General features: G+C 72.5%; 25 protein-coding genes. 19 read left to right on the plus strand and 6 right to left on the minus strand.

Annotated features, from left to right (window positions below):
* The first annotated feature begins 1 nt into the window (after position 1).
* The 11 genes from pgsA to AOM01_RS13075 all read left to right on the plus strand — a co-directional run bounded on the left by pgsA (position 2) and on the right by AOM01_RS13075 (position 8,925).
* On the plus strand, positions 2-571 hold the full coding sequence (pgsA, locus tag AOM01_RS13025) for a CDP-diacylglycerol--glycerol-3-phosphate 3-phosphatidyltransferase (protein ID WP_062294317.1): 570 nt from the start codon (positions 2-4) through the stop codon (positions 569-571).
* Positions 558-1,040, plus strand: a complete 483-nt coding sequence (locus AOM01_RS13030; protein ID WP_062294320.1) for a CinA family protein — start codon at positions 558-560, stop codon at positions 1,038-1,040. Before pgsA ends, AOM01_RS13030 begins: the two co-directional genes overlap by 14 nt.
* Before the next feature lie 91 nt (positions 1,041-1,131).
* Complete coding sequence (locus tag AOM01_RS13035) at positions 1,132-1,443, plus strand: helix-turn-helix domain-containing protein (RefSeq protein ID WP_062294322.1); 312 nt, start codon at positions 1,132-1,134, stop codon at positions 1,441-1,443.
* A gap of 13 nt (positions 1,444-1,456) precedes the next feature.
* The gene (locus AOM01_RS13040; protein WP_062294324.1) at positions 1,457-1,690 is read left to right on the plus strand and encodes a DUF3046 domain-containing protein; all 234 of its coding nucleotides are present in this window, start codon (positions 1,457-1,459) and stop codon (positions 1,688-1,690) included.
* A 177-nt stretch (positions 1,691-1,867) separates the two neighbouring features.
* A complete protein-coding gene (recA, locus tag AOM01_RS13045) occupies positions 1,868-2,959 on the plus strand; it encodes a recombinase RecA (protein ID WP_062294326.1) in 1,092 nt (363 codons plus the stop codon).
* A 3-nt stretch (positions 2,960-2,962) separates the two neighbouring features.
* A complete protein-coding gene (locus AOM01_RS13050; protein ID WP_062294329.1) occupies positions 2,963-3,517 on the plus strand; it encodes a regulatory protein RecX in 555 nt (184 codons plus the stop codon).
* A 30-nt stretch (positions 3,518-3,547) separates the two neighbouring features.
* Positions 3,548-5,008, plus strand: a complete 1,461-nt coding sequence (gene rny, locus AOM01_RS13055; RefSeq protein ID WP_062294332.1) for a ribonuclease Y — start codon at positions 3,548-3,550, stop codon at positions 5,006-5,008.
* Positions 5,009-5,011: 3 nt separating this feature from the next.
* Positions 5,012-6,508, plus strand: coding sequence for a tRNA (N6-isopentenyl adenosine(37)-C2)-methylthiotransferase MiaB (gene miaB / locus AOM01_RS13060; RefSeq protein ID WP_062294334.1), 1,497 nt, complete (start codon positions 5,012-5,014; stop codon positions 6,506-6,508).
* A 2-nt stretch (positions 6,509-6,510) separates the two neighbouring features.
* Positions 6,511-7,455: a tRNA (adenosine(37)-N6)-dimethylallyltransferase MiaA gene (gene miaA, locus AOM01_RS13065; RefSeq protein ID WP_062294336.1), complete on the plus strand. Its 945-nt coding sequence runs from the start codon at positions 6,511-6,513 to the stop codon at positions 7,453-7,455.
* A 13-nt stretch (positions 7,456-7,468) separates the two neighbouring features.
* Positions 7,469-8,332, plus strand: coding sequence for a diaminopimelate epimerase (gene dapF / locus AOM01_RS13070; RefSeq protein ID WP_062294338.1), 864 nt, complete (start codon positions 7,469-7,471; stop codon positions 8,330-8,332).
* A gap of 2 nt (positions 8,333-8,334) precedes the next feature.
* Positions 8,335-8,925, plus strand: coding sequence for a YdeI/OmpD-associated family protein (locus tag AOM01_RS13075; protein ID WP_228374309.1), 591 nt, complete (start codon positions 8,335-8,337; stop codon positions 8,923-8,925).
* Positions 8,926-8,948: 23 nt separating this feature from the next.
* Here the strand turns inward: AOM01_RS13075 and AOM01_RS13080 are convergent, their stop codons facing one another.
* The gene (locus tag AOM01_RS13080) at positions 8,949-9,536 is read right to left on the minus strand and encodes a class I SAM-dependent methyltransferase (RefSeq protein ID WP_062294340.1); all 588 of its coding nucleotides are present in this window, start codon (positions 9,534-9,536) and stop codon (positions 8,949-8,951) included.
* Between the two features lie 100 nt (positions 9,537-9,636).
* Between AOM01_RS13080 and hflX the strand changes: the two genes are divergently transcribed.
* Together hflX and AOM01_RS13090 are read left to right on the plus strand one after the other, a co-directional pair.
* A complete protein-coding gene (gene hflX / locus AOM01_RS13085) occupies positions 9,637-11,139 on the plus strand; it encodes a GTPase HflX (RefSeq protein ID WP_062294342.1) in 1,503 nt (500 codons plus the stop codon).
* Entirely contained in the window at positions 11,136-13,070 is a 1,935-nt protein-coding gene (locus tag AOM01_RS13090) for an ATP-dependent DNA helicase (protein WP_062294344.1), read from the plus strand. The genes hflX and AOM01_RS13090 overlap by 4 nt, the downstream gene beginning before the upstream one ends.
* Here the strand turns inward: AOM01_RS13090 and lexA are convergent.
* The gene (gene lexA / locus AOM01_RS13095; protein ID WP_062294346.1) at positions 13,067-13,816 is read right to left on the minus strand and encodes a transcriptional repressor LexA; all 750 of its coding nucleotides are present in this window, start codon (positions 13,814-13,816) and stop codon (positions 13,067-13,069) included. The two genes, AOM01_RS13090 and lexA, sit on opposite strands and share 4 nt — an antisense overlap.
* A 177-nt stretch (positions 13,817-13,993) precedes the next feature.
* Here lexA and AOM01_RS13100 point away from each other — a divergent pair, with 177 nt between their 5' ends.
* On the plus strand, positions 13,994-14,308 hold the full coding sequence (locus tag AOM01_RS13100; RefSeq protein ID WP_062294350.1) for a LysM peptidoglycan-binding domain-containing protein: 315 nt from the start codon (positions 13,994-13,996) through the stop codon (positions 14,306-14,308).
* A gap of 56 nt (positions 14,309-14,364) precedes the next feature.
* Positions 14,365-14,850 (plus strand): transcriptional regulator NrdR, encoded by a 486-nt coding sequence (nrdR, locus tag AOM01_RS13105; protein WP_062294351.1) that lies wholly within the window; start codon positions 14,365-14,367, stop codon positions 14,848-14,850.
* Here the strand turns inward: nrdR and AOM01_RS13110 are convergent.
* Both AOM01_RS13110 and serA read right to left on the minus strand, forming a co-directional pair.
* A complete protein-coding gene (locus AOM01_RS13110) occupies positions 14,813-16,492 on the minus strand; it encodes a DEAD/DEAH box helicase (RefSeq protein WP_062294561.1) in 1,680 nt (559 codons plus the stop codon). The genes nrdR and AOM01_RS13110 overlap by 38 nt on opposite strands.
* Positions 16,489-17,694, minus strand: coding sequence for a phosphoglycerate dehydrogenase (gene serA, locus AOM01_RS13115; protein WP_062294563.1), 1,206 nt, complete (start codon positions 17,692-17,694; stop codon positions 16,489-16,491). Before serA ends, AOM01_RS13110 begins: the two co-directional genes overlap by 4 nt.
* A gap of 86 nt (positions 17,695-17,780) precedes the next feature.
* Between serA and AOM01_RS13120 the strand changes: the two genes are divergently transcribed.
* Positions 17,781-18,584 (plus strand): hypothetical protein, encoded by an 804-nt coding sequence (locus AOM01_RS13120; RefSeq protein ID WP_156155988.1) that lies wholly within the window; start codon positions 17,781-17,783, stop codon positions 18,582-18,584.
* Between the two features lie 42 nt (positions 18,585-18,626).
* Here AOM01_RS13120 and AOM01_RS13125 read toward each other — a convergent pair whose 3' ends face one another.
* Positions 18,627-20,810, minus strand: coding sequence for a HelD family protein (locus AOM01_RS13125; RefSeq protein ID WP_062294565.1), 2,184 nt, complete (start codon positions 20,808-20,810; stop codon positions 18,627-18,629).
* Between the two features lie 153 nt (positions 20,811-20,963).
* Here AOM01_RS13125 and AOM01_RS13130 point away from each other — a divergent pair, with 153 nt between their 5' ends.
* Both AOM01_RS13130 and AOM01_RS13135 read left to right on the plus strand, forming a co-directional pair.
* Positions 20,964-21,887: a PAC2 family protein gene (locus tag AOM01_RS13130; protein WP_062294567.1), complete on the plus strand. Its 924-nt coding sequence runs from the start codon at positions 20,964-20,966 to the stop codon at positions 21,885-21,887.
* A 144-nt stretch (positions 21,888-22,031) separates the two neighbouring features.
* Entirely contained in the window at positions 22,032-22,235 is a 204-nt protein-coding gene (locus AOM01_RS13135) for a cold-shock protein (RefSeq protein WP_062294355.1), read from the plus strand.
* Between the two features lie 82 nt (positions 22,236-22,317).
* Here AOM01_RS13135 and AOM01_RS13140 read toward each other — a convergent pair whose 3' ends face one another.
* Positions 22,318-23,097, minus strand: coding sequence for a spermidine synthase (locus AOM01_RS13140; RefSeq protein ID WP_062294358.1), 780 nt, complete (start codon positions 23,095-23,097; stop codon positions 22,318-22,320).
* A gap of 82 nt (positions 23,098-23,179) precedes the next feature.
* Between AOM01_RS13140 and AOM01_RS13145 the strand changes: the two genes are divergently transcribed.
* The gene (locus AOM01_RS13145; protein WP_062294359.1) at positions 23,180-23,545 is read left to right on the plus strand and encodes an SCO2097 family morphological protein; all 366 of its coding nucleotides are present in this window, start codon (positions 23,180-23,182) and stop codon (positions 23,543-23,545) included.
* The last annotated feature ends 78 nt before the right edge of the window (positions 23,546-23,623 follow it).

Consider the following 23,623-nt stretch of genomic DNA (forward strand, 5'->3'; position numbering starts at 1 on the left):
CGTGACCTCCGCTGTTCCCAACGTGCTCACCATCGCGCGGCTCGTGATGGTGCCGGTGGTGCTTGTGCTGCTCGCCGCCGACGGCGGCGCGGAGGGGCCGATGCGCTGGTGGGCCTTCGCGCTGTTCGTCCTGGCGGCGGTCACGGACTTCTTCGACGGCTACCTCGCGCGCCGATGGGGTGTGGTGAGCCCGTTCGGCAAGCTCGCTGACCCCATCGCGGACAAGGCGCTCGTGCTCGGGGTGCTCGCGGTGCTGGTGATGGTCGATGGGATCCCGTGGTGGCCCGTCGCGATCATCGCGGTTCGCGAGCTGTGGGTCACGGTGGGGCGGCTCCTGGTCGCGGCCGGGACCGTCATCCCCGCCTCACCGGGCGGCAAGGTGAAGACCATCGCCCAGCTCATCGCGATCGGGATGTACCTGGCTCCGGGCATGCCGGCGTGGGTCGACGACGCCGCCTGGTGGGTGCTGCTGCTCGCCACGGCGATCGCCGTGGTCACGGGCGTCGACTACACGGTCAAGATCCTGCGCGCGGCCCGAGGGCAGCGCGCCGGCGGTCATGCCGCTGCCTGACCAGGTCCTCACGCGACTGCGCGAGCACGGGGCGACGGTCGCCACGGCGGAGTCGCTCACCGGGGGAGCGGTGTGCGCGGCCCTGGTGTCGGTGCCCGGCGCGTCGGCCGTGGTGCGCGGCGGCATCGTCGCCTACACCGCCCCCATGAAGGCGCGGCTGCTGGGCGTGGATCCCGATGTCATCGCCGCAGCCGGCCTCGTCTCCGCGCAGGTGGCCGAGGCGATGGCGCGCGGTGTGCGTGACGCGACGGGCGCGACCCTCGGCATCGCCACCACGGGTGCCGCCGGCCCCGAGCCCCACGACAACTCCCCTGCGGGCCGGGTGTACGTCGCGGTGTCGGGCCCCTCCGGGGAGGTCAGCAGGCGGCTCGACGTTCCCGGCGATCGCGCCGCGGTGCGCGCGGGTGCGGTGGACGCCGCCCTGGCCCTGGTCCTCGAGTCCCTTGCGGGCGATGTCACATTGATGTAACCCCCACGCGACGGCGGCGGAACAAGGGTGCGGTAGTGTGCGTTGTGTCAGCATGGACAAGGGCCGCATGACAGTGATGAGGGGAGGCCGCATGCCTGTGCTTCGCAACGAGATCGGCGAGGTTCTGCGCGACGCGCGCCTCACGCAGGGCAAGACCCTGCGCGACATCTCCTCCGGCGCCCGCGTCTCCCTCGGCTACCTGTCCGAGGTCGAGCGCGGTCAGAAGGAGGCCTCCTCGGAGCTCCTCGCCTCGATCTGCGAAGCCCTCGACATGCCCATGTCGACCATCCTGCGCGAGGTCTCCGACCGCTTCGAGGCCGCGGAGACGCTCGCTGGCGTGTCCGTGATGCCGTCGATCCCCGACACGGTTCCCGAGCTGCTCAGCTCGATGCGCTCCCGCTAGGCCCGCCAGGGACGTGCGTCTCAGCGAGTTCTGGCTGCTGGCCGACGCGGTCTTCGGCGACTCCTACGCGCGCACGCTCGCGCGCGAGCTGTCGCTCGACGCATTCGACTCGCTGACGCCCGCCGCGGCGCTCGAGGCGGGTCATGCGCCGCGCGACGTGTGGCATGCCTGGTGCGAGCAGATGAGCGTGCCACTGCACCTCCGCGACGGCGGCGACCGCGAGCGGATGGTGCCGCCGCCGCGCTGAACACCTCCGGCGTGTCGTTTCCCTTCGAACAGTTGTTCGATATACCGTGGTCCACAGGACACCACGCGACGGCGTCCGTCCCCCGCGGGGGACGCCGCCGGCGCACTGTCAGAGGGTCGGCGTAGCGTCGTCCTCGACACACGGCAGACCAGCCACGGATGGATGTGAGGAAGCGACATGGCACAGGCAGCGGATCGCGCGAAGGCCCTCGAGGCGGCGCTCGGACAGATCGATCGCCAGTTCGGCAAGGGCTCGGCGATGCGGATGGGCGAGAAGACGGTCGTTCCCGTCGAGGCCATCCCCACCAGCTCTCTCGCGCTCGACATCGCGCTCGGTATCGGCGGCCTCCCGCGCGGCCGCATCGTCGAGATCTACGGACCCGAGTCCTCCGGTAAGACCACGGTCGCCCTCCACGCCGTGGCCAACATGCAGAAGGCCGGCGGCACCGCGGCGTTCGTCGACGCGGAGCACGCGCTCGACCCCGAGTACGCGCGTAAGCTCGGCGTCGACGTCGACAACCTCATCGTGTCGCAGCCCGACACGGGCGAGCAGGCGCTCGAGATCGCGGACATCCTGGTCCGCTCCGGCGGCATCGACATCCTCGTGATCGACTCCGTCGCGGCGCTCGTGCCCAAGGCGGAGATCGAGGGCGAGATGGGTGACAGCCATGTCGGCCTGCAGGCCCGCCTCATGTCGCAGGCGCTGCGCAAGATCACCGGCGCGCTCAACACCACGGGCACCACCGCGATCTTCATCAACCAGCTGCGCGAGAAGATCGGCGTGTTCTTCGGCAGCCCCGAGACCACCACCGGCGGCAAGGCGCTCAAGTTCTACGCCTCCGTCCGCCTCGACGTGCGCCGCATCGAGACCCTCAAGGAGGGCACCGAGCCCGTCGGCAACCGCACCCGCGTCAAGGTCGTGAAGAACAAGATGGCCCCGCCGTTCAAGCAGGCCGAGTTCGACATCCTCTACGGCCAGGGCATCTCGCGCGAGGGCGGCATCATCGACCTCGGCGTCGAGCACGGCTTCGTCAAGAAGTCCGGCGCCTGGTACACGTACGAGGGCGACCAGCTGGGCCAGGGCAAGGAGAACGCCCGCAACTTCCTCAAGGACAACCCGCAGCTCGCGGACGAGATCGAGCGCAAGGTGAAGACCAAGCTCGGGGTCGGCGTGCCCGCCGGCGAGGAGAGCCAGGTGAACCCCGCCACCGAGTCGGAGGACGGTGCTCCCGTCGCCGCGCGCGGCAAGAAGGGCCGCAACGACTTCTAGGCCATGACGGTGATCCCCGACAGCCCTCGTGGGCGCCGCCGTACACGGCGCGCGCCCGCGGGGGACTCCGAGTCCCCGCCGGTCGCGGACCCCGAGAAGGCGCGCGAGCTCGCGCTCGGGATCCTCACCCGTGCCTCACGCTCCTCGAGCCAGCTGCGTGACGCCCTGGTCGCCAGGCGCGTGGAGCCGGGGCTCGCGGAGCAGATCGTCGACCGGTACACCGAGGTCGGCCTGCTCGACGACGCGGCCCTCGCCGCGACCATCGTGCGCACGCGCCACGCCGAGCGCGGCCAGTCGCGTCGCGCGATCCGCCAGGAGCTTGCCCGCAAGGGCTTCGACCAGGACGACATCGGCTCCGCTCTCGACCAGATCGACGACGAGGACGAGCGTGAGCGCGCCGCCGAGCTCGCGCGCCGCCGGTGGGATCAGCTCGCGGCGCACCCCGTCGAGGTGCGCACCAGGCGCGTCGTGGCGATGCTCGGACGCAAGGGCTACCCAAGTTCTCTCGCCTTCGCCCTCGTGAAACACTTGCGGGATGCCGATAGCGAGGACGAGTAGTCCGTCGCGCGGGAAGAGGAGGAGCGGCCGGTGGGGCAGACCCTGACGATCCTGGTGCTGCTGGGCGCCAGCCTCGTCGCGCTCCTGCTGGTCGTGTTCGCCCGCCGCGAGGCCGGTGCGGAGCGCGACGCCGGCCGACGCGAGGCCGAGCAGGTCCGTGAGGACGCCCAGGCCCGGCTCGCCGACGCGAAGCGCCGCGAGGAGCACGCGCATCTGCGGGAGAAGGAGGTCGCGAGCGACCACCGTCACGCGCAGCAGTACGCGCGGGTGCTCGAGGAGCGCGCCTCCGTGGTCGCGCGCGACGAGAAGCGGCTGGAGGCCGAGCGTGCGCGCATCGCGCAGGACCGCGCCCGCGCCCTCGCCGAGGTCGCCCAGACCACCCCCGAGGAGGCCCGTGCCGAGCTGGTCGCCGAGCTGCTCGAGGACGCGCGCCGCGACGCCGAGGTCGCGCTTCGGCGTCTCGAGCGGCGCACCCAGGCCACCGCCGAGCAGCGGGCCCGCGAGATCCTGGTCGACGCGATGCAGCGTCAGGCCGCTCCCTCCTCGGCCGCGCACGCGACCGCATGGGTCGACCTGCCCAGCGAGGAGATGAAGGGCAGGATCATCGGCCGCGAGGGACGGAACATCCGCGCCTTCGAGGCGCTCACCGGTGTCACCGTGATCGTCGAGGAGGGCGTCAACGCGGTACAGCTCTCCTGCTTCGACCCCGAGCGCCGCGAGATCGCCCAGGTGATGCTCGCCGCGCTGGTCGAGGACGGCCGCATCCAGCCGCAGCGCGTCGAGGCGGCCTATGCGCGCGCTGTCGCCGGCGCCTTCCAGCGCCACCGCGCCGCCGGGCTCGACGCGCTCAGCGAGGCAGGCGTGTCCGGCGTCCCCTCCGAGATCGTCGACATGCTCGGAAGGCTACGCCTGCGCACCTCCTACGGTCAGAACGTGCTCTCCCACCTGGTCGAGACGTCGCAGATCGCCGCGGACATCGCCGCCGCGATCGGCGCGGACGTCGAGCTCGCGCGCCGCGGCGCGCTGTTCCACGACCTCGGCAAGGCCTTCTCCCACGAGCAGCAGGGCACGCACGCCGCACTCGGTGCGCGATTCCTCGCCGACCACGGCGAGGAGCCCTCTGTCGTGAACGCCGTCGCCGCCCACCACGACGAGGTGCCCGCCGAGTCCCTCGAGGCCGTGATCGTCCAGGTCGCCGACGCGGTGTCGGCGGCGCGCCCCGGCGCGCGACGCGAGGACCTCGACTCCTACATCAACCGCATGGAGAACCTCGAGAAGCTGGTCCTCGAGCACCACGGCGTCACCCGTGTCCTCGCGATGGCGGCCGGGCGCGAGGTACGCGTGATCGTCGAGCCCGAGGAGATCGACGACCAGGGGACCCAGGCGCTGGCGCGTACAATTGCGGAGCACATCAGCAAGGACTTCACCTTCCCCGGAGAGATCAAGGTGACCGTGATCCGCGAGCTACGCGCGGACGCCGTCGCCGGATAGCGCATGACTGACACCACCCTCGCACCCACGTACCTGGTCAAGACCCTCGGGTGCCAGATGAACGTGCACGACTCCGAGCACATGGCCGGCCTCCTCGAGGGCGCCGGCTACAGCGCCGCGCCCGCCGGCGCGGACGTCGCCGACGTGGTGGTGATCAACACCTGCGCCGTCCGCGAGAACGCCGCGACGCGCCTCTACGGCAACCTCGGCCAGCTCGCGTCGGTCAAAGCGCAACGCCCGGGCATGCAGATCGCCGTGGGCGGCTGCCTCGCGCAGAAGGACCGCGGCGAGATCGTGAACCGCGCGCCCTGGGTCGACGTGGTGTTCGGCACCCACAACATCGACGTCCTGCCCGTCCTCCTCGAGCGCGCGCGCCACAACGCCGCCGCGCAGGTCGAGATCGAGGAGTCCCTCAAGGTCTTCCCGTCGACCCTGCCGTCCCGGCGGGACGCGATCGCATCCGGATGGGTGTCGATCTCGGTCGGCTGCAACAACACGTGCACCTTCTGCATCGTCCCGTCGCTGCGCGGCAAGGAGCGCGACCGCCGCCCCGGCGAGATCCTGGCCGAGGTGGAGGCGCTCGTCTCCCAGGGCGCCGTCGAGGTCACCCTGCTCGGCCAGAACGTCAACTCGTACGGCGTCGAGTTCGGCGACCGCGGGGCGTTCGCGAAGCTGCTGCGCGCGTGCGGCGCCATCGAGGGCCTCGAGCGGGTGCGGTTCACGTCGCCGCACCCGGCAGCCTTCACCGACGACGTCATCGACGCCATGGCCGAGACGCGCAACGTCATGCCGAGCCTGCACATGCCGCTCCAGTCCGGGTCGGACCGGGTGCTGCGCGCGATGCGCCGCTCCTACCGCTCCGAGCGATACCTCGGGATCATCGACCGCGTGCGCGCGGCGATGCCCGACGCGGCCATCACCACCGACATCATCGTGGGCTTCCCCGGCGAGACCGAGGAGGACTTCCTCGAGACCATGCGCGTGGTCGAGGCGTCCCGCTTCACGTCCGCGTACACGTTCCAGTACTCGCCGCGCCCCGGCACCCCCGCGTACGAGCTGGAGCCGCTGCCCAAGGCCGTGGTCCAGGAGCGCTTCGAGCGGCTCCTCGCGCTCCAGGAGCGGATCACTCTTGAGGATTCGCAGAGGTTCGTGGGACGCGAGCTCGAGCTCATGGTCCTGGACGGCGGCGGCCGCAAGGACGGCGACTCGGCCCGCATGAGCGGCCGCGAGCCCGGCAACCGCCTGGTCCACTTCACCGTCCCCGAGGGTGGCGAGGTGCCGCGGCCCGGCGACATGGTCACGGTCCGCGTCACGCACGGCGCGCCCCACCATCTCATCGCCGATTCCGAGCTCTACCGGGTGCGTCGCACCCGTGCGGGCGACGCGTGGGACGCGGCGCAGGCCGGCGACCACGACCACGGCGGCGACTCCTGCGGCACCGGCGCCGGCGCTCCCGCCGGCCCCGTCCCGCTGGGCCTGCCGTCCCTCCGGCGCGGGTGACCATGGACGATGCGCCGGTGGTCATCGCGGTCGTCGGCGCCACCGCGACGGGCAAGTCCGCGCTCAGCCTCGCGCTGGCCGCGGAGCTCGACGGCGAGGTGGTCAACGCCGACTCCATGCAGTTCTACCGCGGCATGGACATCGGCACCGCGAAGCTCGGCGCGGACGAGCGGCGCGGCATCCCGCACCACCAGCTGGACCTGCTCGACGTCCACGAGGACGCCTCGGTCGCGCGCTTCCAGGCCGAGGCGCGCGCGGACATCGCCGCGATCCACGCGCGCGGTCGCCGCGCGATCGTGGTCGGCGGATCCGGGCTGTACCTCAGGGCGCTGCTCGACCGCTTCGAGTTCCCCGGCACCGACCCCGAGCTGCGGGCGGCGCTCGAGGCGCGCGCCGACGCCGAGGGCCCGGGAGCCCTCCACCGCGAGCTCGTCGCCGTCGACCCTGCCGCGGCCGCCAAGATCCCGCCGCAGAACGTCAAGCGTCTCGTGCGGGCGCTCGAGATCATCGCGCTCACCGGCTCCACGCAGAGCTCGCTCCCGCGCCACGAGTACGCGGCGCCCGCGCTCACCATCGCTCTCGATCTGCCCTACGAGCTGCTCGACCCGCGCATCGACGCCCGCGTCGACGCCATGTGGGACGCGGGACTTGTGGGCGAGGTGACCGCACTCGAGGCACGCGGGCTGCGGGACGGAGTGACGGCACGACGCGCCGTCGGCTACGCGGAGACCCTGCGGCATCTCGACGGGGAGCTCGACGCCGCCGGGACGCGCGCGCTCATCGCGCGGCACACCCGGCGGCTCGCCCGTAAGCAGGCGCAGTGGTTCCGTCCCGACCCGCGCGTGCGGTGGATCGACGCCCCCCGCGACCACGGCGACGTCGCACGGGCCGCCGCCGATGCATCGTCCCTGGTGAGGGCGGCCGACGCGGAGCGTCGTACCCGCTGACTAGGCTGGGCGCATGAGGTTCACCAAGGGCCACGGCACCGAGAACGACTTCGTCCTGCTGTTCGACCCCGAGGGCGGCCTCGACCTGACACCCGAGGCGGTGCGCTTCCTCAGCGACCGGCGCGCGGGGATCGGTGGGGACGGCGTCATCCGCGCCGTGCGGGCGAGCGCGCTCGAGGCGGGCGAGGGCGCGGATCCCGCGGCCTGGTTCATGGACTATTGGAACTCCGACGGCACCACCTCCGAGATGTGCGGCAACGGCGCGCGCGTGTTCGGCGCGTTCCTCGAGGCCGAGGCGGGGGAGGACCTCGCGGGCGGCCTCGCCTTCGCGACACGCGGTGGGCCGCGACGCGTGACGTCCCTCGGTGAGGGCAGGTACGCGATCGGCATGGGGGAGTACCGGATCGGCGACGCTCCCGACGGCTTCGACTCCGAGGTCGCGGCGCGCGGCCTGGACCCCGTGCGCCCGGCGCTCAGCGTCGACATGGGGAATCCGCATCACGTGGTCGCGCTGGCGGACACCGCGGAGCTGGAGGCGCTCGACCTCACGGTCGCGCCGCAGGTCCATCCCGTGCCACCGCACGGCACCAACGTGGAGTTCGCCGTCGCGCTCGGCCACGCCGAGGTCGATGGTGTCAACCGGGGGCGGGTCCGGATGCGCGTCCACGAGCGCGGCTCGGGGGAGACCCGCTCGTGCGGCACGGGCGCGTGCGCGGTCGCCCTCGCGATGCGCGCCTGGGGCGGACCGGGCGCGCCCGACGTGTGGGACGTCGAGGTCCCCGGCGGCGTGGTCACCGTGCGCATCGTGGGCCGCGAGACCGTGCTCGAGGGGCCTGCGGTACTGGTCGCGACCGGCACGGTGACAGTCCCGGGCTGAGCGTGCACCCCATCGAGCCGGGCGCGGACGGCGTCCCGAGGATCCACCCCGCGGATGCGGACGAATGGCGCGCCTGGCTCGCCGCGCACCATGCGTCCGCGACCGGGGTGTGGGTGGCGGTCTGGCGAACCGGCACCGGTCGGGCGGGCCTCGTGTACGAGGACATCGTGCGCCAGGCCCTGTGCTTCGGATGGATCGACGCGGTCACCAAGCGCCTGGATGAGCAGCGCACGCTGCAGTACTGCGCGCCGCGCAAGCGGGGCTCCGGCTGGGCGCGCACGAACAAGGCGAGGATCGCGGAGCTCGAGCGCGCGGGCCTGATGACGCCTGCGGGAGCCGCGGTGATCGCGGCGGCCAAGGCGGACGGCTCGTGGACGGTGCTCGACTCGGTCGAGGCGCTCGAGGTGCCTCCGGACCTCGACGACGCCTTCGCGGCGCTTCCCGGGTCGCGCGAGGCCTGGGGGGCGTTCCCTCCCTCGGCCCGCAAGCAGAGCCTCCAGTGGGTCGCGTTCGCGAAGCGCCCCGACACCCGCGCGCGGCGCTGCGCCGCGATCGCCGCCGGAGCCGCGCGAGGCGAACGCGTCCCGTCCTGACCGCACGCGCGGCCGAGCGGGGTTCAGGCGGAGACGCGCAGCACGCGGAAGCCCTTCGAGCTCCCGATCTTCTCGACCGCGCCCCAGCCCTGCGCCGTGATCCACGCCGCGAGCGAGTCCGCTCCCAGGTTCTTCTGCACCACCAAGAACGCCTCGCCGCCGGGCGCGAGGCGGGGCAGCCACGTGGCGAGGAGCCCGTGGAGCGCGTCCTTGCCGATCCGGATGGGCGGGTTGGACCAGATGGTGTCGAACGTCGCGTCGCCGGGGATCTCGTCGGGCAGCGACGCGGTCACCTCGACGCCCAGGCGCGCCGCGTTGCGGCGCAGGAGGTCGAGCGCGCGCTCGTTGACGTCGACGGCGGTGACGGACGATGCGCCGCGCAGGGCGGCCTCGAGCGCGATGGGGCCCCAGCCGGCGCCGATGTCGAGAAGCCGGCCGCGCGGGTCGGGAACCTGACGCAGCAGCACCCGGGTGCCCAGGTCGACATGGCCGGGGGAGAAGATCCCCGGGGCGGTCTCGACCTCGACGTCGCGACCGGCGAGCGTCACAGTGATGGTGCGGCGCTCGTCCGCGGAGGCGGGGCGCGCGGTGAAGTAGTGGTCCTCGCTCACGCACCCGAGCGTATCGCCAGCCGTCGTGCCCGGGCGCCCGTCGCATCGTCCCTCCACAGCCGCGCCAGGGTGTCGGGCCGGGGTGAGACAATGGACGGGTATGAGCGAGACAGCAGCAGATCACCAGGACACGCCCGAGACCAGCCGCGCAGACGCGGTGATCGACCGGGTGCTCTCCCGTGCCGGCACCGCCGTCGCGGAGGGCGGGACCGCCCGCACCGACTACGACGGCGACCAGTACGACCGCGAGGACCGCGCGGCGCTGCGTCGCGTCCAGAACCTCTCGACCGAGCTCGAGGACATCACCGAGGTCGAGTACCGCCAGCTGCGACTCGAGCGCGTCGTGCTGGTGGGCCAGTGGTCGCACGGCACCTCCGAGGACGCGGAGATCTCGCTGCGCGAGCTCGCGGCGCTCGCCGAGACCGCCGGCTCCGAGGTCCTCGACGGCGTCCTCCAGCGACGGCCCCACCCCGACCCCGCCACGTACATCGGCAAGGGGAAGGCGCACGAGGTGCGCGACATCGTCGCCGCCGTCGGCGCCGACACCGTCATCGTCAACGACGACCTCGCGCCCAGCCAGCGCCGCGCGCTCGAGGACGTCGTCAAGGTCAAGGTCATCGACCGCACGGCGCTCATCCTCGACATCTTCGCTCAGCACGCGAAGTCCAAGGAGGGCAAGGCGCAGGTCGAGCTCGCGCAGCTCGAGTACCTGCTGCCCCGCCTGCGCGGCTGGGGCGAGTCGATGTCCCGCCAGGCGGGCGGCCAGGTCGGCGGCGCGGGCGCGGGCATGGGCTCGCGCGGACCCGGTGAGACAAAGATCGAGCTCGACCGCCGCCGCATCCACACCCGCATGGCGCAGCTGCGGCGTGACATCAAGGCCATGGAGCCCGCGCGCCAGGTGCGCCGCGAGAAGCGCCTGGGCCTGCCCAACGTCGCGATCGTCGGCTACACCAACGCCGGCAAGTCGTCGCTGCTCAACCGCGTCACCGGCGCGGGCGTGCTCGTCGAGAACGCGCTCTTCGCGACCCTCGACCCGACCGTGCGCCGCTCGCAGACGCCCGACGGCCGCGAGTTCACCGTGTCCGACACGGTCGGATTCGTGCGCGACCTTCCCCACCAGCTGGTCGCCGCGTTCGCGTCCACGCTCGAGGAGGTCGCGCACGCGGACCTCATGCTGCACGTGGTCGACGCGTCGCACCCGGACCCGGAGAGCCAGATCCGCGCGGTCCGCGAGGTGCTGGCGGACGTGCCGGGCGCGGACCAGGTGAAGGAGGTGCTGGTCCTCAACAAGGCCGACATCGCCGACCCCGAGACCCTCATGCGCCTGCGCGCCCGCCGCGAGATCACCATCGAGGTCTCCGCGCTCACGGGCGAGGGCATCGAGGAGCTGATGGAGCTCATCGGCCGTGAGCTGCCGCGTCCCGAGGTCACCGTCGACGTGGTGGTGCCCTACACGCGCGGGGACCTCGTGAGTGAGGTCCACCGGCACGGCGAGGTGCTCGCCCAGGCGCACGTCGCCGAGGGGACGCACCTCACCGCGCTCGTCGACGCGGGCCTCGCGGCGCGCCTCGAGGAGGCCGGCGTGCCCTCGGCCTCGCTGTGACCGGCGGCGACCAGAGCGCCACCCACGCCGCCGACGCGCTGCTCGAGCGCGCCGTCGGCGCGCTCGGGGGCGAGCCGCGCGAGGGCCAGCGCGCCATGGCGCGCGCCGTCACCGATGCCCTCGACGCCGAGGCGCACGCGCTCGTCCAGGCGGGCACCGGCACGGGCAAGTCGCTCGGCTACCTGGTCCCCGCCGTCGCACACGCCGTGCGCACCGGCGGCCGAGTGGTGGTCTCCACCGCCACCCTCGCGCTGCAGCGGCAGATCTTCACCAAGGACCTCCCTCTGGTGGCGGACGCGCTGGAGCCGGAGCTGGGCACGCGCGCGCGGATCGCGCTGCTCAAGGGCCGCGGCAACTACCTGTGCGTGCACAAGATGGCCGGCGGCTACCCCGACGAGACCGACGACACGATGCTGCCGGTCGGACCCACGAGCGACCTGGGACGCGAGATCGTGCGGCTCAACGAGTGGGCCGAGACCACGGACACGGGGGACAGGGACGACCTGGTGCCCGGCGTGAGCGGCCGCGCGTGGGCGCAGGTGTCCGTGAACGGCCGCGAATGCCTGGACCAGAAGTGCCCCGCGATCGCCGAGTGCTTCTCCCAGAGCGCGCGGGAGTCCGCTGCGCAGGCTCACGTGGTCGTCACCAACCACGCCGTGCTCGGCGTCCAGGCGACCGGCCACGACATGATCGGCGACCACGCGGTGCTCATCGTCGACGAGGCGCACGAGCTCGTCAGCCGCATCACCTCCTCCGCGACCCACGAGCTCACCGTCGTCGCGGTCGACCGGGCCGCCCGCGACGCCCGCCGCTGCGGCATCGTCTCCGAGGACCTCGACCGCGCCGCCCGCCACCTCGACGGGGCCCTCGGCGACTGCTCACCCGGGCGGCTCCGCCTCGGCCTGCCCGACGCCCTCGCGATGGCCGTCGAGGAGGTGCGCGCGGCCGCGCGCGCACTCGTCTCGGAGATCACCAAGCGCTCGGAGGAGCTCGGCGCCGGGGGCAAGGTCGCCGCCGCGTCGCTGGGCGCGGTCCACGACGTGTGCGAGGAGCTCCAGGGCGAGCACGGCCGATACGTCATCTGGCTCGCCCCGCGCGACGGCGACTACGACGCCCCGGTGCCCGAGCGCATCGTCGCCGCGCCCCTCGACGTCGCCGGCCTCATCCGCGACAAGCTGCTCGACGAGAAGGCCTCCGTGATGACGTCCGCGACGCTCGCGCTTGGCGGAGACTTCGGCGCCATCTCGCGTCACCTCGGCGTCGACCATGCCGTCACGCTCGACGCAGGCAGCCCGTTCGACTACCCCAAGCAGGGCATCCTCTACGTCGCGAAGCACCTGCCCAAGCCCGGCATGGGCGGCATCTCGGAGGACGCGCTCGACGAGCTCGAGGCGCTCATCCGCGCCGCCGGCGGCCGCACGCTGGGCCTGTTCTCCTCGCACAAGGCCGCGCTGGCCGCCACGGAGGCGATGCGCGAGCGCCTCGACGTCCCCGTGCTCTACCAGCTCGACGATCAGCTGCCGACGCTCGTGAAGCGGTTCCAGGAGGACGAGAGCGCGTGCCTGTTCGGGTCCACGTCGCTGTGGCAGGGCATCGACGTGCCTGGCCGCACCGCGAGCCTCGTGGTGATCGACCGCATCCCGTTCCCGCGACCCGACGAGCCGGTGGCGCAGGCCCGCACCGAGGCCGTCGCGGCCGGCGGCGGCAACGGCTTCATGGCGGTCAGCGCCACCCACGCGGCGCTGCTGCTCGCGCAGGGCGCGGGCCGGCTCATCAGGTCGAGCACGGATCGTGGCGTGGTCGCGGTGCTCGACCCGCGTCTCGCGACCGCGCGCTACGGCGCGTTCCTCACCCGGTCCATGCCGGACCTGTGGCCCACCACCGATCGTGAGGTGGCGCTGGGTGCTCTGCGGAGGCTCGCGGCGGGCTAGACGCGCCGCAGCACCGAGACGACCTTGCCCATGACGGTCGCGTGCGTGCCGTCGATGGGCGTGTACGCCGGGTTGTGCGGCATGAGCCACACCTGGCCGTCCTTGCGGCGGAACGTCTTCACCGTGGCCTCGTCGTCGAGCAGGGCCGCGACGATGTCGCCGTTCTCGGCCGCGTTCTGGCGGCGCACCACCACCCAGTCGCCGTCGCAGATCGCGGCGTCGATCATCGAATCGCCGGACACCTGCAGCATGAACAGCTCGCCGTCGCCGGTGAGCTGGCGGGGGAGCGCGAACGTGTCCTCGACCTGCTGGTCGGCGAGGATGGGGCCACCGGCCGCGATGCGGCCCACCAGGGGCACCAGGTGGATGTTGTCGGCGGACGATGCGGTGGGCGCCGGGGCGGGCACGGTCGCCTCAGCGGAGGCGACGGCGGGGGCGGCGGCCTCCTCGCCTGGCAGGACCACCTCGATGGCGCGGGGCCGGTGCGGGTCGCGGCGCAGCACGCCCTTGGCTTCGAGCGCGGTGAGCTGGTGCTTGACGGACGACGGCGAGGTGAGGCCCACCGCGTCACCGATCTCACGCATCGACGGCGGATAGCCGCGCTCGAGGACCGTGGCACGGATGAAGTCGACGACGGCGCGCTGGCGGGCGGTCAGCCCCGTGGAGGGGTCGCGCAGCTCGTGGACGGTCACCTCGGTGGCGCGTCCGGCGCCCGTCCCGCCGCGTGAGCTCTCTCCCTGCGCCATGGCTGCTGCCTCCCGTGGAGTGGATGTCAGACCCCGGTGGTCTCCTGGGTTCGACGCTAGGGGAATCCCTGGTGGAAATCAAACATATGTTCGAGCGTGTCTTGCCAGCGTCGGAGCCCGGTGCTAGAACTAGAACACACGTTCGATAGAACACCTGTTCGAATCGAGGAGGCAGAGATGAGCATCTACGCACCGCAGACGGTCGAGGCCCGGGCACGGCGCACGCGCGCCGGGAGGGTGGTCGGCGTGCTCGTGCTGCTCGTGGGCGCGGGAATCCTGGGGCCGCAGGCCTTCGCGTCCGACGGCGCCGCGGAGCCGGTGGCCGTCGACGTGTACGCCGTGGGCGCGGGCGAGACCCTGTGGGACATCGCGGCCGCACGCACCGAGCCCGGCGACGACGTCCGCGACACCGTGGCGGACATCCAGCACCTCAACGCGATGGCGGACACCGCGCTCGTCGCGGGCCAGCAGCTCTACGTACCCGTCGACTGACCACCGGCGCGGGCCGGCTGTTGGGCGTGCGTGCTGCTTCGTGGCAGAGTGAGCGCATGCACTGCCCCTTTTGCCGCAACCCCGATTCGCGCGTGGTGGACTCGCGCACGGCCGACGACGGCTCGTCGATCCGCCGTCGTCGTGAGTGCCCGGCGTGCGGCAAGCGCTTCACCACCGTCGAGACGGCGAGCCTGTCCGTGGTCAAGCGCAACGGTGTGACGGAGCCGTTCAGCCGAGACAAGATCGTCTCGGGCGTGAAGAAGGCGTGCCAGGGCCGTCCCGTGAGCGACGACCAGCTCGCGCTGCTCGCGCAGCGCGTCGAGGAGACGGTGCGCGCGAGCGGCCAGGCGGAGATCCACGCGCAGGACGTCGGCGTCGCGATCCTGCCGCCGCTGCGCGAGCTCGACGAGATCGCCTACCTGCGCTTCGCGAGCGTCTACCAGGGCTTCGACACCCTCGAGGACTTCGAGGCCGCGATCGCGCGCCTTCGCGAGGAGGACGCGGCTAGCGCCCGCTCCGCGGCTTCCGAGGCTTCCGAGTAGCGCTGTCGTAGCCGCCCTTCGCGGGCTTCTTGCCGTAGCCCTTCTTGCCGGGCTTGTCGTCGCGTCCCTTGCCGCGCGAGCCGCCTTGCCGGTCGTCGTACCGGCGCGGGCCGCGCTCGTCGAGGCGTGCCTCGCGCTCGGACAGCCCACGCTCGCGCGCGGCGAGGGCGGCCTCGCGGTCGGCGAGATCGCGCTCGATCCGCGCGAGCCTGTCCTCCATGCGCTGCTGCGTCGCCCGGAGGTCGTCCCCGCGGCTGTCGCGCGCGTCGCGCTGAGGGCGGTCATCGCGGCGCGGGCGGTCGTCCCACGTGCGAGCGGGCCGGTCCTCCCAGCGGCGCTCCTGACGCGGACGGTCCCCGCGCGCAGGACGGTCGGCCCGACCCGGACGGTCGTACTTGCCGCGACGCTCGGGGCGCTGCGGTCGCGGTTCGCGCACCGGCTGCCATGACGGCTCCTGCGCGCCCGTGAGCTCGGTGATCATCGCGAGCGACTCGTCGTCCTCGCCGCGCACCTTGCGGAACGTGACGTCGACCCCGGCCTGCTCGAGCATGCGGTCCGTCGAGCGACGCTGGTGGGGGAGCACCAGCGTGACGACGAGCCCCTCCTCGCCCGCGCGCGCCGTGCGGCCCGAGCGGTGAAGGTAGTCCTTGTGGTCCGCGGGCGGATCGATCTGCATGACCAGGTCGACATGGTCGACGTGGATGCCGCGCGCCGCGACGTCCGTCGCGACCAGCACGGGCACGTCGCCCGCACGGAACGACGCGATCGCGAAGTTGCGCTCCGCCTGCGAGCGGTCGCCGTGGATCGCGAGCGCCAGGACGCCGGCCTCCCGCATCTCGTCCGCGATACGCTCGGTCGCGAGCTTGGTGCGCACGAACACGATGGTGCGACCCTCGCGTGCGGCGATGCGGGTCGCGAGCTGGTACTTCGCGTGCGGCGGCACGTTGAGCACCACGTGGCGCATGGTGGCCGGCTGGTCGTCGCCGTCGGTGACATCGTGCGTGACCGGGTCGTGCATGTACTGCTTCACCAGGCGGTCGACGTCGCCATCGAGGGTCGCGGAGAACAGCAGCCGCTGGCCGCCCTCGGGCACGCCGGCGAGGATCTCGGTGATCTCGTCCATGAAGCCCATGTCCGCCATGTGGTCGGCCTCGTCCATGACGATGAGCTCGAGCTCTGACAGGTCCGCATGGCCGTTGCGCACCAGGTCCGCCATGCGACCCGGGGTGGCCACCACGAGGTGGACGCCGCGCTCGAGCGCCTGGATCTGCTTCGACATCGACAGGCCGCCGGCGACTAGTTTGAGCGACACGTGCATCGCGTGCGCGTAGGGCTCGAGCGCGTCGGAGACCTGCATGCCGAGCTCGCGCGTGGGCACCAGCACGATCGCCTTGGGCCGCCGCTTCTCGGGCCGGGGGCCGTCGGCGAGGCGCACGATCGCCGGCAGGCCGAAGCCGAGCGTCTTGCCCGAGCCCGTGCGCGCCTTGCCCAGCACGTCCCTGCCGGCCAGCGCATCGGCGATGGTGGCGGCCTGGATGGGGAAGGCGGTGACGATGCCGTGGCGCGCGAGCGCGTCGACGAGCGGGTCGGGAAGGCCGAGCTCCGCGAACGGGACGGCGTCGGACAGGTCCGCGGCGTCTATGACAGCACCCGCAGCCGCACCGTGCCCGGCATGCTCGACAGCGCCTGCACGGCCTCCTTGTCGAGGCCGGACGCGACGTCCGTCACCACGTAGCCGAGCTCGCCGCGCGTGCCGAGGAGCTGGGCGTCGATGTTGACGTTGTGCGCGGCGAACACCTGGTTGACCGCGGCCAGCACACCGGGGATGTTCTCGTGCAGGTGGGCGACGCGATGCGAGCCCTGGACCTGGTCGAGCGAGAGGGTGGGCAGGTTGACGCTGAGCGACGTGGACGCGTGGAACACGTAGTCGCGCAGGCGGGTCGCGACGAAGATGCCGATGTCGCGCTGCGCCTCCTCGGTCGACCCGCCGATGTGCGGGGTGAGGATGACGTTGGGCATGTTCTGCAGCGGTGACTCGAACGGGTCGCCCGTCTTCTTGGGTTCCTCGGGGAACACGTCGAGCGCCGCGCCGCCGATCGCACCGGACTCGAGGCCCGCCTTGAGCGAGTCGAGATCCACGATGAAGCCGCGCGACAGGTTGAGGAAGATCGCGCCCTCCTTCATCGCGGCGAACTGCTCGGGCCCGAAGAAGCCCTTGTTGCCCGAGCGGCCGTCGACGTGGAGCGTCACCACGTCGGCCTCGGCGAGGAGGGCGTTGAGCGACGGCATGGGGGTGGCGTTGCCCAGCGCCAGCTTCTCGGCGCTGTCGTAGAAGATCACGTTCATGCCGAGCGCCTCGGCGATGACCGACAGTTGCGAGCCGATGTTGCCGTAGCCGACGATGCCGAGCGTGCGGCCGCGGATCTCGTGCGCGCCCGACGCCGACTTGGACCACACACCCTCGTGGAGGCTGCGGTTGTGGTCGGGCAGGCGGCGGGTGAGGGAGATCATCTCCGACACCGCCATCTCCACCACGGACCGCGTGTTGGAGAACGGGGCGTTGAACGCCGCGATGCCCTTGCGCGCCGCGTGCGCGAGGTCGATCTGGTTGGTGCCGATCGAGAACGCGCCCACCGCGATGAGGTCCGGACATGCGTCGATCACCCGCGCCGTGAGCTGGGTCTTCGAACGGATGCCGAGGAGCTGGACGCCCTGAAGGGCCTCGATGAGCTCGTCCTCGTCCATCGCGCCGCCGTGGTTCTCGACGGAGATGCCGGCGGCCTCGAGGATCTCGGTGGCCTTGGTGGAGAGGTTCTCTAGAAGGAGTGCGCGCACGGGCGTTATCGTCTCGCACTTCTGCGCGCTTCTCCAACTCGGATCCGGACGGGAACCGTGCGATCGGCCGCCCGCGGGCATGGCAGAGTGTCCGCATGGGTTCGGCGGGCAGGATGGTCGTGGTGACGCTGGTGTGCGCCGCGCTGTTCGTGGCGGGCGCGCTGTGGCGCGGGGTCACGTGGTCCGACGTCCGCCATTGGGGCACGCCTCGCAACGTGATCGAGGCGGAGGGCGAGACGGTCCGGATCCCCGTCGCGGAGGGCTCCGCGGTACGGGTGCTGCCCGAGGTGGCCGCCACGACCACGGGCTCCTACGACTTCCTGTTCCCCGACGGCGGCGCCGACGGCGGACCCGTCCGGTACGACCCGTGCCGCGTGCTCTCGTACGTGATCTCTCCCGCCCACATGCCGGAGGGCTTCGAGCCGATCATCCACGCCGCGGTCGCGGACGTCTCCGCCGCGACCGGGCTCGCGTTCGAATACGAGGGCCTCACCGACGAGACAGCGTCCTTCGAGCGCGCCCTGGTCCAGTCGCGGTACGGCGACCGGTTCGCGCCCATCGTCATCGGCTTCCAGAGCGAGTCGCAGAACGCCGACCTCGCCGGCACGGTCACCGGCCTGGGCGGCTCGAGCGCGGTGCCCGGCGCGTACGGCGACGACCGCTACCTGCGCGCCGGCGTCGTGATCATCGACTGGGAGGACGTCGCGGCGATCCGCGGCGACGGCGACGACCTCGCCCGCGCCGTGGTCGAGCACGAGCTCGGCCACGTGGTGGGCCTCGCCCATGTGGGCGACAAGCACGAGCTCATGCACGAGTCGAACCTCAGCCTCATCGACTGGGGTCCGGGCGACCTCGCCGGCCTCGCGCTCGCAGGTGCCGGGCAGTGCGAGGGGCGCTAGGGACGATGCGCCGGCCGGGTGGCCGGGGCGGCATGCCCGGATCTAGAGGCTGAGGCCCTCCGGCAGCGCGGCCGCGTGCACCACCTCGAGGCGTCGCGTGGGCCGGGTGAGCGCCACGTAGAGGTCCCCCGGACGCTCCGCGATCTCGGCGGGCTCGACCACCACGGCGACGTCGAACTCGAGCCCCTTGGACTCGCGCGCCGTGTAGACGTCGATGGTCGGGGAGCCGAGCGCGGTGCGCAGCGCCGTGTGCAGGCGTGGCGGGGCGATCACGGCGACCAGGCCGCCGTCGCCCTCGGCGAACGACGCCTCGTGACCGCGCGCGATGCGTGCCGCCGTCGCGACGGGGTCGGCGTCGCGCGTGGCGCCCGCAGCATCGTCCAGCTCGCGGGCGGCCCGCAGGTCGCTCACGGGCAGGCGCGCCGCCTTGGCGTACGTCTGCGCGGCGTCGGCCACGGCGGCAGGGATGCGGTAGGAGATGGTGAGCTCGCGGAGCTCCCAGCCGGCCTGGAACAGCGGATCCATGGTCTCGGGCCACCAGCGCGTGCCCGCGACCGACGTGGTCTGCGCGACGTCGCCGACGATCGTGAAGGAGCGCGTGGGGCAGCGGCGCAGCAGCATCCGCCACGCCATGGGGCTGAGCTCCTGAGCCTCGTCCACGACCACGTGGCCGTAGGTCCACGACCGGTCGTTGCGAGCCCGCTCCGCGACCGAGAGGCGGGTGGTGCCGCCCTTCATGCGGCTGGCGAGCGCCTCCGCCGTCACCATGCCGCCGTCGCCGAACGTCTCGAGCACATCCTTCGCGTACTGGATCTCCTCCGCGGACGGCTCATCGGCGCGGCGAGCGCGGCCTCCGGGCATCTCACCCAGGAGCTCGGCGGCCTCGTCCAGCAAGGGTACGTCCGCCTCGGTGAACGGCGCGTGCGCGGGGCGCAGCAGCAGGTCGCGGTCGCCCTCGGGGAGCATCCGCGCCGCGTGATCGAGCAGGTGCGGCTTGGAGAACAGGTCGCGCAGCAGCTGCTCCGGCGTGACGGGCAACCAGCACAGGTTGATCGCGATGCGCACGTTCCTGTCGTCCCGCACGTCCCGCTCGAGCTCGATGCGGTCCTCGTCGGAGTACACCTCGAGCTGCTCCACGAGCTGGCGGGTCAGCCGGCCGATCATGTCCTTCGCGAAGGACGCACGCGCCTCGTTGTGGGGCCGCCCCTCGCGTCGCGCGCGGCCCTGCGCGTCCTTGACGTCCGCGCGGCGGATCACCACGGTGCGGCCGTCGATGCGGATCTCGCGGTCCGCGCGCGGCACCCGCTGGCGTTCGCGCACCGCGTTCTTCACGACGTCCGCCATCACGGTGCGGCCCTTGACCTCGGCCGCTCCGTCGTTCTCGACCGCGGTCACGTCGATGCCGGGCACCAGGCCCTCGAGGGTGGTCGACACGGCGCCGGTCTCTCCCAGCGAGGGCAGCACGTGGTCGATGTAGCGCAGGAACGTCCGGGAGGGGCCGATGAGGAGCACGCCGCGCGACTCGAGCTGCTCGCGGTGGTGGTAGAGCAGGTACGCGGCGCGGTGGAGCGCGACGGCCGTCTTCCCGGAGCCGGGACCGCCCTGCACCACGAGCGCGCCGCTCATGGGGGCGCGGATCACGGCGTCCTGCTCGGCCTGGATGGTCGCGACGATGTCGCCCATGCGGCCCGTGCGGCGAGCACCGAGGGCCGCGAGCAGGGCGCCCTCGCCCGCCAGCGCATCGTCCATCCCCATCTCGCGCAACGCCTCGACGTCCAGGACGTCGTCCTCGACCGCGGTGACGCGGCGACCCTGCGTGGTGAGGTGGCGACGGTTGACCACGGCGCCCGGGTTCGCGGCGGTCGCGGAGTAGAACGCGCGCGCGGCGGGGGCGCGCCAGTCGGTCAGCAGCGGGACGTGCTCGGCGTCCGAGAGCCCGATGCGGCCCACGTAGAAGCGCTCGCCGTCGCGCAGGTCGAGACGTCCGAAGCAGAGGCGGTCCTCGACGGCGTCGAGCTGCGCGATGCGGTCCTCGTAGAGCGTCGCGAACGCGTCCCGCTCCGAGCGGTTCTGCGGCGAGCCGGACGGCCCCTCCCTGCGGATCGCGGCGAGCCTGCCGTCGGCCTCGCCGCGCAGCTCGTCGAGCCGCCCATAGAGTCCGTCGACCACCTGCTGCTCGGACGTCAGCCCGCTGCGCTCCGCCGTGAGTCCTCGCTCGTTCGCCATCGGCATACCCTCCGCACCCCCTGCGTTGTCCTCAGGGCAGTCCCTCATTATCGCGCAGTCGCGCGACCACCGGAAGCACCCCCGCCGCACGCGGGTTTCGCGGAGGGCGAGAACGGCGGCCGTCGGAGGCCGACGGTGGAAGGATGGATGATCATGGAACGACCTCTGCTGAGCTGGGATCCGGAGGGTGTGCAGGCCTGGGCCGCCGCCGCTCCGCAGGAGGACGCCGTGCTGCTGCACTCGCTGCGCGGCTTCATCGACGCGGGCCGGGCGGGCGCGCTGGTCGCCGACCACATCCTCGAGGAGGGCGACCCCATCCGGGTCGCGACGTTCGACATCGACCAGCTGCTCGACTACCGGTCGCGCCGCCCCGAGATGACCTTCTCCGTCAACCAGTGGACCGCGTACGACGAGCCGCACCTCGCGCTCGACATGGTCCGCGACCAGGAGGGCGCCGCGTTCCTGCTGCTCCACGGCTTCGAGCCGGACATCCAGTGGGAGCGCTACATCGCGACGGTGCGCGAGGCGCACGACCGCCTGGGCGTGACCCTCACCCTCGGCTCGCACGGCATCCCCATGGCGGTGCCGCACACGCGCCCGCTCACGGCGACCATCCACGGCACCGACCCCGACCTGCTCCCGGACACGCCCACGATGTTCGGCACGGTCACGGTCCCCGCGTCCGCGCAGAACCTGCTCGAGTACCGGTTCGGCCAGTGGGGGCTGCCGGCCGTCAACGTCGCGGTGCACGTGCCGCACTATCTGGCGCAGTCCTCCTACCCGCAGGCCGCCCAGCGCGCGCTCGAGGGTCTCGAGGACCTCTCGGGGCTCGACCTCGACCCGGGCGCGCTCGACGCCGCCGCGGCGCGCGCGACGGAGGAGATCGACCGTCAGCTCGCGGAGAGCGAGGAGGTCCAGGCGCTCGTCGAGGCCCTCGAGAACCAGTACGACGCGTTCCACGAGGCCCGTGGCCAGGGGCTCCCTCTCGAGGGCGGGCTGCCCTCCGCGGATGAGATCGCGGCCGAGTTCGAGAAGTTCCTCGCGCAGGAGCGACGGGATCCCCCCACTCAGCCCTGATTTCTGCCATGCTTGCCCCGGTTGCAAGAACGTAGTGTGCATGAACCTGTCTCACCTGGGTCGGGGAGCGGCATTGCGGCGACAAGGTGGGGCACGGGGCCCCGCCTTCCCGTCCTCCGGGCAAGAAGGTAAGGAATGACAGGCATGGCACAGGGCTCTGTGAAGTGGTTCAACGCGGAGAAGGGTTACGGCTTCATCGCTCAGGACGGTGGCGGCGCGGACGTCTTCGTTCACTACTCGGCGATCGAGACCGACGGCTACCGCTCCCTCGAGGAGGCGCAGCGCGTCGAGTTCGAGGTGACCAACGGCCCGAAGGGCCCGCAGGCGGAGAAGGTCCGCCCGCTCTGAGTTCGAGCATCGGCGGCCGTCGTCCCGGGAGGGGCGGCGGCCGTCGTCGTTCCCGGGGGACGATGCGGCGGCCGGGGGCCTGTCAGCCGGTCCAGTCGGTCGCCACGCCCGTCGGCAGCGGGGCGGATCCGGCGTAGCGGCGGAGCGGCGTCAGGTCGAGGCTGCCGCCCTTGACCGCCGCCAGGACCACGTTGCCGCGCCGCCTGCCCTTGAGCACGGCGTGCTCGCCGATCGCGGCCACGTCGTCGAACGCGCCGCGTGCCGCCGCGACGTCGGCGGCCGCCGTGGGGTCGCCCGGGCGCGTGCCCACGTTGGCGAGCACCAGCCCGCGCGGCCGCAGCGCCCGCGCCGCGTGCCCCCACCACTCGGGGCCGGCGAGCGCGACGGGCGTCGCGTCCCCCGCGAACGCGTCGCGCACCACGAGGTCGAGGCTCTCGTCCCGCCGGGACGCGACGGCCTCGAGACCGTCCTGGGCGCGGATGCGAAGACGCGGCGCGCGCGGCAGGTCCCACCACCCACGGACGAGCTCGGGGAGCGTCGCGTCGACGTCCACCGCGATGTGTCCCGAGTCCGGAAGCCGGTGAGCGAGGTGGCGGGGGAACGCGCAGGCAGCGGCGCCCACGTGGAGCGCCAGCAGGCGCGGGGGAGGCCCCCACGCGTCCACCACGGCGGACAGGTGCCGCATGTACTCGAACGCCAGGACATCGGGATCCGCGTCCAGCGGAGAGCTGGGAACTCCATTGACCCACAGGAACGTTGTCCCATCGGGCTCGTCGCGCAGCTCTGCGACGCCGGTCGCGATGGTGAACTCGACGCCACGGGGCACGTCCGGGGCGACGCGAGGGTTCCGCTGGCGTGGCATGGCCTCACCCTAGACGCTCGTCTAGCCCGGGCGACGCGCGACGGATAGACTTGACCACACGGTGCATCGGAAGGAGGGCGAGATGCCGCTGTCGGAATACGAGCAGCGCGTTCTCGAGCAGCTCGAGAGGGATCTCGGCTCGGACGCCAAGCTCGGCTCTGCGATGGCGCGGGCGTCGAGGCCCCGCGGTCGCTATGTGTGGGCAGGGGTCGGCGTCGTCGCCGGTCTCGGGATCGTCGTGACGGGCGCGGTCACCCAGCTGATCATCGTGGGCGTGGCAGGGTTCGCCGTCATGCTGGCGGCGGCGGTCTGGGCGTTGCTCGCGCCCCGTCCCGTCGGCAGCAGGCCCTCCGCGGGCGGCGACTCGCGCCGGCGCAAGGCCGACAAGAACTTCATGGCCCGCATGGAGGAGCGCTTCGAGCGCCGCCGCGAGCAGGGCGACATCTAGTTTCTGTGGTGCCGTTGCGGATGAATCCGTAGCGCGGAGAAGGCCTCGGCAGATGCCGAGGCCTTCTCGCATGCCTGC

It is taken from the genome of Demequina phytophila (genome assembly GCF_000971135.1).
Classification (GTDB): domain Bacteria; phylum Actinomycetota; class Actinomycetes; order Actinomycetales; family Demequinaceae; genus Demequina; species Demequina phytophila.

Bases quoted from the DNA above. Each gene is read 5' to 3' on its own strand.
- AOM01_RS13145 (WP_062294359.1), top strand. From the start codon at position 23,180: ATGCCGCTGTCGGAATACGAGCAGCGCGTTCTCGAGCAGCTCGAGAGG.
- lexA (WP_062294346.1), bottom strand. From the start codon at position 13,816: ATGGCGCAGGGAGAGAGCTCACGCGGCGGGACGGGCGCCGGACGCGCC.
- AOM01_RS13035 (WP_062294322.1), top strand. From the start codon at position 1,132: ATGCCTGTGCTTCGCAACGAGATCGGCGAGGTTCTGCGCGACGCGCGC.
- recA (WP_062294326.1), top strand. From the start codon at position 1,868: ATGGCACAGGCAGCGGATCGCGCGAAGGCCCTCGAGGCGGCGCTCGGA.
- AOM01_RS13100 (WP_062294350.1), top strand. From the start codon at position 13,994: ATGAGCATCTACGCACCGCAGACGGTCGAGGCCCGGGCACGGCGCACG.
- miaA (WP_062294336.1), top strand. From the start codon at position 6,511: ATGGACGATGCGCCGGTGGTCATCGCGGTCGTCGGCGCCACCGCGACG.
- AOM01_RS13135 (WP_062294355.1), top strand. From the start codon at position 22,032: ATGGCACAGGGCTCTGTGAAGTGGTTCAACGCGGAGAAGGGTTACGGC.
- nrdR (WP_062294351.1), top strand. From the start codon at position 14,365: ATGCACTGCCCCTTTTGCCGCAACCCCGATTCGCGCGTGGTGGACTCG.
- AOM01_RS13030 (WP_062294320.1), top strand. From the start codon at position 558: ATGCCGCTGCCTGACCAGGTCCTCACGCGACTGCGCGAGCACGGGGCG.
- hflX (WP_062294342.1), top strand. From the start codon at position 9,637: ATGAGCGAGACAGCAGCAGATCACCAGGACACGCCCGAGACCAGCCGC.
- AOM01_RS13050 (WP_062294329.1), top strand. From the start codon at position 2,963: ATGACGGTGATCCCCGACAGCCCTCGTGGGCGCCGCCGTACACGGCGC.
- AOM01_RS13120 (WP_156155988.1), top strand. From the start codon at position 17,781: ATGGGTTCGGCGGGCAGGATGGTCGTGGTGACGCTGGTGTGCGCCGCG.
- AOM01_RS13125 (WP_062294565.1), bottom strand. From the start codon at position 20,810: ATGGCGAACGAGCGAGGACTCACGGCGGAGCGCAGCGGGCTGACGTCC.
- miaB (WP_062294334.1), top strand. From the start codon at position 5,012: ATGACTGACACCACCCTCGCACCCACGTACCTGGTCAAGACCCTCGGG.
- dapF (WP_062294338.1), top strand. From the start codon at position 7,469: ATGAGGTTCACCAAGGGCCACGGCACCGAGAACGACTTCGTCCTGCTG.
- AOM01_RS13130 (WP_062294567.1), top strand. From the start codon at position 20,964: ATGGAACGACCTCTGCTGAGCTGGGATCCGGAGGGTGTGCAGGCCTGG.
- AOM01_RS13140 (WP_062294358.1), bottom strand. From the start codon at position 23,097: ATGCCACGCCAGCGGAACCCTCGCGTCGCCCCGGACGTGCCCCGTGGC.